An 11,231-nucleotide genomic window follows, 5' to 3' on the forward strand; every position below is an offset into this window, starting at 1 on the left:
TCTGCAACGTTGTAACTACTAACCGGCGCGAACCGACATCCACTGCCGCATGGCGTGCTCGACCAGCGTGATCAGCGTCTGCTTGGTCGACTCCCGGTTACGGGCGTCGCACGTCACGATCGGCACCGACTGGTCGATGGTCAACGCCTCGCGCACGTCGTCGATCCGGTGGTGCAACATGCCGTCGAAGCAGTTCACCGCCACCACGTACGGCAGCTGCCGGTCGTCGAAGAAGTCGATCGACGCGAACGCGTCGGCCAACCGCCGGGTGTCCACCAGCACCACCGCGCCGATCGCACCCCGCACCAGGTCGTCCCACATGAACCAGAACCGGTGCTGACCGGGCGTGCCGAACAGGTACAGAATCAGGTCGCTGTCCAAAGAGACCCGACCGAAGTCCATCGCCACCGTGGTGGTGACCTTGTTCGGTGTGGCCGACAGGTCGTCCACACCTAGGCTGGCCTCGGTCATCACCGCCTCGGTCGTCAACGGCACGATCTCGGACACCGACCCCACGAACGTCGTCTTGCCGACACCGAACCCACCGGCGACCACGATCTTCGCCGATGTCGTCGCCTGCCGGGCGATCTGGGGACTAGAGCCTGCGGAGCCCACTGAGCACCCTCTCCAGGAATTCAATGGACGGCCTGTCCCCCACGACCAGGCCGCTTTGGTGAATCAGGACTAGACCCATGCTGGCCATGTCACCGATGAGCACCCGGACCACCCCGAGGGGCAGCCGCAGGTGCGCCGCGATCTCCGCGACCGAGCGGGTCTCAACGCACAGACCGCAGATCGACCGGTGCTCGGCGGTCACTGCGGCATCCCTGTCACGACCGTGGTCGCTGGTGGACACCAACGCCTCGATCGCCAGGTCGTAATCTGGGCGGGTCCGGCCGCCGGTCCTGGTGTAGGGACGGACCAGCGATCCGGTCTCGACCACGGGCTCGTGCTGTGCCGGCTCCGGTTCGGGTTCCGGGTCCGGCGGCTGCACGAAATGCACCTCGTAGCCGTCGGCATCGTAGAGCGGGCCCGACATCGGGTCGGAAATGGGTCCCGAGGGCGGTCCGCCGCGATAGCCGGGGTTGCTGCGCTCGCCCGGCCGCTCCTCGGCGAAGCCGAACGCGTTCGCGCCCGGCATCTCCTCGGGCAGGCCGTAGGCGCCACGGCTGCGCGCCGGCCCCTCGACGAAGCCGTGCTCGCCGAACAGGTCGGCGCCGGGCCCACCGAACAGGCCGTTGCCGTAGCCGTCGATCTCGAAGCGGTTGGGCACCTCGTCGAGGCCGTGCTGCGGCGGGTCGTCTAGACCGTGAGCTGCCATGTCGCCTAGACCTCGTCCCGCGGTGCCGAAGGCCCGGCCGCCGGCGCCGGGTTGTCGGGGGGCGTCGTGCAGCTGGTGTCGTGGCGGGTCATCCAGCACCTCATCCAGCTCGTAGTGCGCGTCGTCCTCGGCCTCCGAGGTCCCCTCCGAATCGGGATCGGAGAAGCTGAAGCCCTCGGCGGCCCAGGCCTGGTAGTCGAACTTCTTACCGAACCGGCCGCCGGGTACGCCAGAACCCTTGGCCATCACTTCTCACCCCCGCCCGGGCCTATCTGCGGACCACGCCCTGCAGCTGAGCCCGTAGTTCAGGCGTCAGCTGCTGGCCGACCCGCTCGACCAGAAGGGTCATCTCGTAGGCGACCAGCCCGATGTCGCAGTTGGGCGCGGCCAGGATGGACAGGCACGATCCGTCGCTGATCGACATCAGGAACAGGTACCCCCGCTCCATCTCCACGACGGTCTGGTTGACCGCGCCGCCCTCGAAGCAACGCGCGGCGCCCTGGGTCAGGCTGATCAGCCCGGACGACACGGCCGACAGCTGCTCCGCCCGGTCCCGCGGCAGGCCGTGGGAACCGGCCAGCAGCAGGCCGTCGGCGGAGACGACGACGGCGTGCGCCACGCCGGGGACCCGGCGGACGAAGTCGGTGATCAGCCAGCTGAAGCTGCCGGGCTGCTGTACAGACGCGGTAGTCACTCCTGCTCCTCGTCTTCACTGCTCTGCGGCGATGTGGACGCATCACCAGAGTAGGCGTCTATCAAAGCGTGCCGGCCACGGCGCACGCCCTGCTGGAAGCTTGACATGCGACCCCGCACCGAGTCAGCCGACCGAGGTGCGGCCGGCGCCCTGGTGGGCACCGCGGCCGGCGTCTTCGGTGCGGCCGAACCCGGGATGAGGTGCGCTTTCGGGACCCGTTTCGGCAGGCCAGCGTTGGTCTGCGAATCGGGCGCCTGGTTCAGCAAGGACTCAGCAGCCTGCCATCCTTCGTCGCCAGGAGATGTCCATTCGTTACTACGTGCCGCTGCCGGCCGGGCCGGTCTGGTGGGCAGCGGGGCCGAACCATTGCGGGCCGCCGGGGTCTCCGGCTGCTGCTGGCGGGCGGGTTCGGTCTCTACGGGCACCACCGGAGTCTGCCCGGACCGCTGGTCCGTCGTCGCCCGGGGGGTGCGCTTGGGCAGCGGCGACCCGCCGGCCGGCTTGGCGGCAGGCGGCGCCTCGGTCCGGGCGGCCGCGGGGGCCTCGGCGGCCGGCTGGGCCGGCTTAGCCGGCGGCTCGACGGCCGGGGCGGCGGGCTCCGGCGCGACAGCCTCGTCGACCTCCGGTTCGGGCACCTCGGGCAGCGGCAGCGACATGGTGGCGGTGGCCGGGCCGGCGGGCAGGTCGTCGACGGAGGCGCCGGCCGGGGTGGGCACGCCGAACGGGCCCTCCAGATCCGGGGTCTCGTCCTCGACGGCCTGGAACCACTGCGACAGGACGGCCTCGTAGATCGGCAGCCGCTCGGTCGGCGCGTCCAGCTCATGATCCAGGTCACGCGACGGGAAGGGGCTCGGCTCCGGCTGGGCCGGCGCCGGCACGGCGGCCGGCGGCGTGGCGTGCCCGTTCAGGCTGCCGCTGCCGTTGAGACTGCCGTTGGCGCTGAGCGTGCCGTTGCCGTTGAGGCCCTGGGTGACCTGCTCCTCGGGCAGCTCCTGGAAGCCGGCGAACATGTCCACCGGCTTGCCGGCGGCCGAGTCCTCCATCGACGGGAACCAGGTCGCGGTGCTCTCCTGCGGCGTCTGCGCCGGCACCGCGGGCGGGGGCGTGTTCGGCGACCAGCGCGGCACGCCGGTGACGCCCAGCTCCGGGCTGCCCGCGCTGGACACGAACTGCACCGGCATGCCGGGGTCGCCGGCCGGCTCCGGCGCCGCGGCCGGCTGGTCCTCCAGCTGGGTGGAGGGACGCCGGGCCATGCCGAACGCGTTGGCGATGCCGCCACCGGCCTGGGCCGAGGGCCGCTCCGCGCCCGACGGCGGCGTGCTGACGTCGGCCCCGGGGGCCAGCACCAGCGAGCCGGGCACGACGACGAGCGCGGTCATACCGCCCTCGATGTCCTCGTTGCCGCGCAGCCGCACCTTGATGTCGTGCCGCTTGGCCAGCCGGGCGACCACGTACAGGCCCATCCGGCGGGACACCGCGACGTCGACCTCGGGCGGGTCGGCCAGGCGGTCGTTGGTCTCGTTCACGTCCGGGCCGGACATGCCCACACCGCGGTCGTGGATCTCGATGGCCAGCTCGCCGCGCCGCGTCTTGGCGGTGCGCACGGTGACCTTGGTGTTCGGGTCGGAGAACGCGGTGGCGTTGTCCAGCAGCTCGGCGATCAGGTGCACGAGGTCGTTGACCGCGCGGCCCTGCACCGTCAGCTCCGGCGTCGGCGCGACCTGGATGCGGGCGTACTGCTCGACCTCGGACACGGCGGCGCCGATGACGTCGCCGGCCGGGACCGGCCGGGTCAGCCGGCGGCCCAGGTCGGTGCCCGACAGAACCAGCAGGTTCTCCGAGTTGCGCCGCATCCGGGTGGCCAGGTGGTCCAGCTCGAACAGGTTGGCCAGCTGGTCGGGGTCCTGCTCGTCCTGCTCCAGCCGGTCGATCAGGCCCAGCTGGCGTTCGACCAGGGCCTGGCTGCGCCGGGACAGGTTGACGAACATGGCGTTGACGTTGTCCCGCAGCATGGCCTGCTGGGCCGCCATCCGGACCGCCTCGCCGTGCACCGCGTCGAAGGCCCGGGCCAGCTGGCCGACCTCTTCCTTGGTGTGGATGGGGACCGGGTTGACCACTTCCCGGGCCGCCTCGGCCGGGTTGGGGTCGGTGAGGATGCGCTGCACTTCCTCGGGCAGCCGGTGGTCGGCGATGTCCAGGGCGGTGCGGCGCAGCACGCGCAGCGGGCGCAGCAGCGAGCGGGCCACGAACAGGGCGGTCACCAGGGCCAGCAGCAGCGCGCCGAGGACCAGCGCGGAGTTGCGGATGGCCGAGTCCTGGGAGGCGCTGGCCAGGCTGTCGGTCTGCTGCTGGAGCTGCTGCAACAGGGCCTGCTGGACCTGGTTGGTCAGGTTGACCGTCAGCGTGGAGTCGATGTCCCACTGGGTGGTGGTCAGCCCGTCCAGGCTCTGGCCGTTGGTGCCGCGGATCAGCGCGGACTCCTCCAGCTTGTTGGCGTCGTCGACGATCAGGCCGGTGACCGTGTCGTCGAAGATGCGCTGCTGGTCGGGCGTGGCCGACTTGGAGAAGTCGTTCTTGGCCGCGTCGAGCTCGGCGTCGGCGGCCAGCAGGGCGCGCAGCTGGTCCTGCGGGAAGTTCTTGGTCTGGAAGACCTGGAGCAGGATGCCGCGGCGGCGGGAGTCCTGCTCCTTGGCCCGGGCCACCGCGTTGGTGGCCAGCTGGAGCCGGACCAGGCTCGGGTCGGTGATGGTGGAGATGGCCTGCTCGCCGAGGTCGAGCAGGTTCTGGATGGAGTCGCTGTAGGCGTTGAACGTGGCGCTGGCCGGGTACTGGGACTCCTGTACGGCCTTGCGCAGGTTGGTCAGGCGGGAGAGCTGGTCGGCCGCGGTCCGGAAGCGCTGCTCCACGTCGCTGGACAGCCCAGGACCGAGCGTGTTGACCAGGTTGCGGAACGCGGTGATGTCCTGCACCACCCGGTCCCGCTCGCGGTCCAGGCTGACCTGGTCGCCGGTGCGGTTGGCCGCGACGAACTGCGCGGTCAGGTCGCGCTCGCGCTGGAGCTGCTGCACCAGGTCGGCGACGGACACCTGCAGCTGCACCTGCTTGGCCAGGCGCTGCGCGTCGGTGAGGTTGGACACGTCGCTGCTGACCCGGATACCGCCCAGGATGAGCGCCAGAATCGTCGGGATCAGCAGGACGACCAGCAGCTTGGTGCGCAGCCGCCAGTTCTGCAGGCGCCACCGGGAGCCGGTGCCGCCACTCGTGCGGTCGATGTCGTCGACATCGCCGCTTGGTCCGGTATGTGCGGTTTCTTCGCTCACGTCAACATCACGCTGCGCAGCCAGTCCTTCACCCTTTTCGGGGCCACCCGAACGCGCCGGACCAGCGAGGCCTGGTCGGCCGGGGCCTTTGTCTCGACGGGCCACCCTGGGCTTCCTCATTCCAGCAGCAGTGTCTCGGTCCCTCCCCGGACCAAGATGGTTCCGAAGTGGGCCGAATTGCAGCACAACCACGGGGCGTAATGCCAGACGGCCCCGCCGTCCTCTTCTTCAGTGGTCCGCGCCGACCACATCCACTAGCCCAAGAAGCGTAGTGGTGGATACGTCGTACGGGAAGACTCCAGATGCACTCACGGTATCCGCCGCGGGGGATGCCTTCATACGTCCGGGTGGCTACCATCCCCGCATGTTGGTATCGATCGTGGTTTGATGCCAGCGGCCCGGTTGGGGGGCCCGTAGATCAAATTAATGAGGTGCGCATGGCCATCGGAGCGGTACGACGGACCGCTGTGGCGCTCGCGGGGGCGCTGGGTCTGGTCGCTTCCGCGGCCGGGTGCAGCATGCTGCCCGGATCCGGCTCTTCCAACTCGCCCACGCTCGAGCACCCGGCGCTCCGGGTCGGCTACCAGGCCCAGGTCGACGTGGCCCCGCTGTACATGGCGGTCAAGAGCGGCCTGTTCGACGCGGCCGGGCTGAAGATCGAGCTGGTGCAGGAGAACAACGACCAGGACGCGATCAAGCAGCTGGCCGGGGGGCAGCTCGACGTCGCCTTCGCCACGCATGTCGGGTTCTTCAAGGCCGAGGCCGGCGGCGCCCAGCTGGAGCTGCAGGGCGAGGCCTACCAGGCCGGCACCAACACGATGGCCCTGGTCACGCTGCCCTCGCTGGGCTACAACAACCCGATCTCCAAGCCGACGCCGCGCATCGCCGTCAACGCCGACAACGACCTGGGCGTGCTGACCACCAAGTCGGTGCTGGACACCGCGGGCGTGCAGCAGAACAAGATCGCGTTCTCCACGATCCCGTTCACGGACATGATCACCGCGCTGCAGAACCGCACCGTGGACGCGGCCTGGATGGTGGAGCCGTTCATCACCAAGGCCGAGCAGCAGCTGGGCGCGACCATCCTGACCGACGCCGCCCGCGGCGCCACCCAGGAGTTCCCGATGACCGGCTACGCGTCGTCCAAGAAGTTCGCCGACGCCAACCCGAACACCATGGCCGCCTTCCGCAAGGCGTTGCAGCAGGCCCAGCAACAGGCCTCGGACCGGCTGCAGGTGCAGATCGCGCTGAAGGACTACGCCGGGGTCGACGCGGCCACCGCCGACCTGGTCTCGGTGGGCAACTTCCCGACCACGTTGAACGCGGTGCGCCTGCAGCGCGTAGCCGACATGATGCAGACGTCCGGAATGTTGTTGAACCGCCTGGACGCCCAGTCGATGCTGCCGCCCCAGCAGCAGAACAGTTGATCGACATTTTCTGACGAAATAGACCACGGCCGGGTCGGGATTTTTCCCGACCCGGCCGTGTTTTACGTTGCCGCTACGTGAATCTTCAGGAACCGCTGGGCTGACTGAGGCAGTAGGTCAGCTTCAGCGGGTCGTAGGCCAGCGCTCCCGCCGCCGCGTCACCGCACGCGTTCTTGTCCGCCTTGTCCTTGATGACCTTGACCTGGAAATTCGTCGAGGAGCACGCCTGCGGCGAGTAGCCCATGTCCGGGCCGCTCGAGTTCAGGTCGTAGCACTTGCCGTCGGCGAGCACCGGAGCCAGGCACAGCTTCACGTTGTTGAGCGTGCCGTCCTCGTAGTACTCGTCGTAGCCACCCTTGTCCGGGCAGCTCTCGCTGGGCTTGATGACCATGCCGACGATGTAGTTCTCCTTGCCGGAACCACAGTCGACCTTGTCGTAGTTCGGCTTGGTGGTGGTGCCGGTGACGCTCGCGCAGTCACCCACGGCGGTGTTGTGCGCGTCGTCGGCGCTGTTCACGGCGGTCCCCACGCCGAGACCGATGACCACGCGGACGATCAGCACCACCACGATGACGCCGATCGCGCCGCCGATGCTGGCCAGCAGCCGACGCCGCTTCTTCGGCGGCGTGCCCATCGGGGCCTGCGGGAAGGGCTGCGGCTGACCCGGCAGCGGGCCGGTGCCGGGCACGGGGCCGACGCCGGGCGGCACAGCGCCGCCGCCCTGGAACGGCTGCTGCTGGCCGGGGAACTGGCCCGGCTGGCCAGGGAACTGACCCTGCGGGACGGGCTGGCCCTGCGGGGCCTGCGGGTACGGCTGTCCCTGAGGCTGCGGCGCCTGCGGACCCTGCGGGCCCGGAGGCATGGGTGGAGTGCTCATGGTTTCCCTCTGTGGTGTTACTGATGACAAAACGCCTGGCCTCAGGCGTCACAACCCCCGAAGGCCCGGACAGTAGCCACCGCGGGGCCCCACCCGCCGGGTATTTACCGGTTGGTTATGTGACCACGAGATTCGGGCACGCGCGGTGCCCTGAAGCGCCTCCGAACGGCACTGACGGCGATCAATTGGTCACCAGTCGTAAACGCGATCTCCAAGAAATCCCATAGGTGATCTGCGTCACACAACCGGGTTCGGGGCGGTCGGTCGGCCACCGGATTGGCAATCGGGTTCCCGGCGTTGCAACACTGGGCTGTCCCCGAGGTGAGGAGCACGAGCGGTGACCGACGGACCTCTGATCGTCCAGTCCGACAAGACGCTGCTGCTGGAGGTCGACCACCCGCTCGCCGACGAGACGCGCACCGCGATCGCGCCGTTCGCCGAGCTGGAGCGGGCCCCGGAGCACGTGCACACGTATCGGGTGACGCCGCTGGCGCTGTGGAACGCCCGCGCCGCCGGGCACGACGCCGAGCAGGTGGTCGACGCGCTGGTCCGGTACAGCCGGTACCCGGTGCCACAGCCGCTGCTGGTGGACGTGGTGGACACGATGGCCCGGTTCGGCCGGCTACAGCTGGTGAACAACCCGGCGCACGGCCTGACCATGGTCTCCACCGATCGCGCGGTGCTGGAAGAGGTGCTGCGCAACAAGAAGATCAACCCGATGCTGGGGGCCCGGGTCGGCGACGACACGGTGGTCGTGCACCCGAGCGAGCGGGGCCGGCTCAAGCAGGCGCTGCTGAAGGTGGGCTGGCCAGCCGAGGACCACGCCGGCTACGTCGACGGCGAGGCGCACCCGATCGCGCTGGAGGAGAACGGCTGGCAGCTGCGCGACTACCAGCGGCTGGCCGCCCAGTCGTTCTGGGCCGGCGGCTCGGGCGTGGTGGTGCTGCCCTGCGGCGCGGGCAAGACGATGGTCGGCGCGGCGGCGATGGCCGAGGCCCAGGCGACCACCCTGATCCTGGTGACCAACACGGTCGCCGGCCGGCAGTGGAAGCGGGAGCTGGTGGCCCGGACCTCGCTGACCGAGGACGAGATCGGCGAGTACTCGGGCGAGCGCAAGGAGATCCGCCCGGTCACCATCGCCACCTACCAGGTGATCACCCGCAAGACCAAGGGCGAGTACAAGCACCTGGAGCTGTTCGACTCCCGCGACTGGGGCCTGGTCATCTACGACGAGGTGCACCTGCTGCCGGCCCCGGTGTTCCGGATGACCGCCGACCTCCAGTCCCGTCGGCGGCTCGGGCTGACCGCGACCCTGGTGCGGGAGGACGGCCGCGAGGGCGACGTGTTCTCGCTGATCGGGCCCAAGCGCTACGACGTGCCGTGGCGGGACATCGAGGCCCAGGGCTGGATCGCGCCGGCCGACTGCGTCGAGGTGCGGGTGACGCTGACCGACAACGAGCGGCTCCAGTACGCCACCGCCGAGCCCGAGGAGCGGTACAAGATCTGCTCCACCGCGCGCACCAAGCTGCCGGTGGTGCAGGCCATCCTGGACAAGCACAAGGGCGAGCCGACGCTGGTCATCGGGGCGTACCTGGACCAGCTGGACGAGCTGGGCGCGGGCCTGAACGCGCCGGTGATCCAGGGCTCGACCAAGAACAAGGAGCGCGAGGAGCTGTTCGACGCGTTCCGCAAGGGCGAGATTCGGACGCTGGTGGTGTCCAAGGTGGCCAACTTCTCCATCGACCTGCCCGAGGCGTCCATCGCCGTGCAGGTGTCGGGCACCTTCGGCTCACGGCAGGAGGAGGCCCAGCGGCTGGGCCGGCTGCTGCGGCCCAAGGGCGACGGCCGGCAGGCACACTTCTACTCCATCGTCTCCCGGGATACGCTGGACGCCGACTACGCCGCCCACCGCCAGCGCTTCCTGGCCGAGCAGGGCTACGCGTACAAGATCGTGGACGCCGACGACCTGCTGGGCCCGGCGCTGCCCGAAGTGGGCTAGCCGAACATCATGAAGGGCCCCTTCCTCTCGTTGAACGTCAGGAAGGGGCCCTTCATGTGTGCGGGGGGCGTTAGATGGTGATGATGGCCATGGGGCGGTCGACGTCGTCGACCGCCCACATGAGCTCAAGGGCGTTCACCTCGGTGGTGACCACCACGGCCCGGTGCGCCACGGCGGTGGCGGCCACCATGGCGTCGATTCGGCTGACCTTGCTGCCGACCACGAAGTCGATCATGTACTCGTGCAGGACGCTGGTCTCGGACTCGTCCTCCCAGTCCGTTTTGCACGCCTTGAGCACCTCGGTCGGCTGCCGGCCGTCGCCGCGGCGGCGCACCTCGACCCGCACGATCGAGGGCACCACGATCCGGCACTCGTCGAGCAGGAAACACTTGTGCAGGGCCATGAACGCGCGGTTGTTGTCCAGCGCCGCCATCAGCGCCCCGACCGTGTAGACCACCGGCGGCCGGTACTTGCCGGTCACTGCTGGGCCGAGCCCTGCTGGGGCGGCCGCAGCCGGGCCCGGGCCGCCTCGATGGCCTCGTCCGCGCTGGCCAGCTCGGGCTTGGTCAGCGGGCCGTACCGGCTCTCCCAGTACTCCATCGCCGTCAGGCCCTCCTGGTTGAGCACGTGGTACTCCACGACCCGGGTGACGTAGGTGGCCAGCGCCAAGTGCGCGTCGTCGGCCAGCTCCTGGACCCGCGGCGCCAGGTCCTCGGGCAGGGTGATCGTCACTCGCTTGCTCGGCACGGGGACAGTATGGCGGCAGTGTGTGAACCCCGGGTGCACGCCATCCCAATGGGCGTCCGGGTGTAGCCGTTCAGCGGCGGCGCAGCCAGCCGACGACCACGATGAGCAGCACCACCAGGCCAATGACCACAACGGCTCGTTTGGCAACGGACGTTCCGGCGAACTGCATCAGGTCCAGGGGTTCGGCCTCCGGCGCGGCTGCCCCTTCTTCGGTTCCCGCTGCCCGTTCTTCCGCCGTGCGGGGAGGAGAAGCGGTGGTTGGTGAGTCAGAAGAGGACGCGGGCTGGGAGTCGGAAGCCGATCCGCCAGGCCGGGAGCCGGACCCGGCAGCGTCGTCGGCAGACGGGTCCGCGAGCGTCGCAGCGGCGGGCGGAGCGGGTTCGGCCGGCGGCTTTTCCGCCGCCGGGGCCAACTTCCCGGCCAGGCAGCCGGCGAACTGGTCCAGGATCTTGCCGCCGACCTCGGTGATCATGCCCCGGCCGAACTGGGCCGGCCGGCCGGTCACGCTGAGGTCGGTGACGACCCGGGCGACCGTCCCACCGGGATCCGCCGAAAGGGTGACCTCGACCGTCGCGGAGGCGGTGCCGCTGCCGCGACTGTCCTTTCCGGACGCCTTGATGACCGCCCGCCGCGACGCCTCGTCGGTGGCCTCGAACGAGCCGGTCCCCTTGTACAGCAAGGCCACCGGCCCGAGCTTGACCTTGACCGAGCCGGTGAACGACTCGTCCGTCACCTCGCCGAGGGTCGCGCCCGGCATGCACGGGGCGACCCGCCGCGGGTCGAGCAGCGCCGACCAGACCTCGTCGACCGGCGCCGCCACCCGGAACTGGTGTTCCAGTCGCACCG

At 69.9% G+C, this 11,231-nt stretch carries 10 protein-coding genes; 2 read left to right on the top strand and 8 right to left on the bottom strand.

The genetic code is table 11. The features are described from left to right. Positions 1-18: 18 nt before the first annotated feature. The 4 genes from JJ691_RS36285 to JJ691_RS36300 are packed head-to-tail and all read right to left on the bottom strand — an operon-like array spanning position 19 to position 5,335. The gene (locus JJ691_RS36285; RefSeq protein ID WP_025354196.1) at positions 19-615 is read right to left on the bottom strand and encodes a GTP-binding protein; all 597 of its coding nucleotides are present in this window, start codon (positions 613-615) and stop codon (positions 19-21) included. After that, a complete protein-coding gene (locus JJ691_RS52665; RefSeq protein ID WP_249227239.1) occupies positions 596-1,567 on the bottom strand; it encodes a DUF742 domain-containing protein in 972 nt (323 codons plus the stop codon). Before JJ691_RS52665 ends, JJ691_RS36285 begins: the two co-directional genes overlap by 20 nt. Positions 1,568-1,589: 22 nt before the next feature. Beyond that, complete coding sequence (locus JJ691_RS36295; RefSeq protein ID WP_211764050.1) at positions 1,590-2,015, bottom strand: roadblock/LC7 domain-containing protein; 426 nt, start codon at positions 2,013-2,015, stop codon at positions 1,590-1,592. After that, on the bottom strand, positions 2,012-5,335 hold the full coding sequence (locus JJ691_RS36300; RefSeq protein WP_249227240.1) for a sensor histidine kinase: 3,324 nt from the start codon (positions 5,333-5,335) through the stop codon (positions 2,012-2,014). The genes JJ691_RS36295 and JJ691_RS36300 overlap by 4 nt, the downstream gene beginning before the upstream one ends. 437 nt (positions 5,336-5,772) lie before the next feature. Between JJ691_RS36300 and JJ691_RS36305 the strand changes: the two genes are divergently transcribed. Beyond that, a complete protein-coding gene (locus JJ691_RS36305) occupies positions 5,773-6,762 on the top strand; it encodes an ABC transporter substrate-binding protein (protein WP_211764052.1) in 990 nt (329 codons plus the stop codon). A gap of 85 nt (positions 6,763-6,847) precedes the next feature. Here the strand turns inward: JJ691_RS36305 and JJ691_RS36310 are convergent, their stop codons facing one another. Then, positions 6,848-7,639 (bottom strand): LppU/SCO3897 family protein, encoded by a 792-nt coding sequence (locus JJ691_RS36310; RefSeq protein ID WP_211764053.1) that lies wholly within the window; start codon positions 7,637-7,639, stop codon positions 6,848-6,850. Positions 7,640-7,976: 337 nt separating this feature from the next. Between JJ691_RS36310 and JJ691_RS36315 the strand changes: the two genes are divergently transcribed. Next, the gene (locus JJ691_RS36315) at positions 7,977-9,638 is read left to right on the top strand and encodes a DNA repair helicase XPB (RefSeq protein ID WP_211764054.1); all 1,662 of its coding nucleotides are present in this window, start codon (positions 7,977-7,979) and stop codon (positions 9,636-9,638) included. A gap of 70 nt (positions 9,639-9,708) precedes the next feature. On the opposite strand, the gene JJ691_RS36320 is transcribed toward JJ691_RS36315, so the two are convergent. The 3 genes from JJ691_RS36320 to JJ691_RS36330 all read right to left on the bottom strand — a co-directional run bounded on the left by JJ691_RS36320 (position 9,709) and on the right by JJ691_RS36330 (position 11,229). After that, on the bottom strand, positions 9,709-10,119 hold the full coding sequence (locus JJ691_RS36320) for a hypothetical protein (protein ID WP_211764055.1): 411 nt from the start codon (positions 10,117-10,119) through the stop codon (positions 9,709-9,711). Beyond that, positions 10,116-10,385 carry a hypothetical protein gene (locus tag JJ691_RS36325; protein WP_211764056.1) on the bottom strand — a complete coding sequence of 90 codons (270 nt, stop codon included), beginning with the start codon at positions 10,383-10,385 and terminating at the stop codon, positions 10,116-10,118. Before JJ691_RS36325 ends, JJ691_RS36320 begins: the two co-directional genes overlap by 4 nt. 70 nt (positions 10,386-10,455) lie before the next feature. Further along, positions 10,456-11,229, bottom strand: coding sequence for an SRPBCC family protein (locus tag JJ691_RS36330; protein WP_211764057.1), 774 nt, complete (start codon positions 11,227-11,229; stop codon positions 10,456-10,458). Between the last annotated feature and the right edge of the window lie 2 nt (positions 11,230-11,231).

Source organism: Kutzneria sp. CA-103260 (assembly GCF_018263855.1).
In the GTDB taxonomy this organism is placed as follows: domain Bacteria; phylum Actinomycetota; class Actinomycetes; order Mycobacteriales; family Pseudonocardiaceae; genus Kutzneria.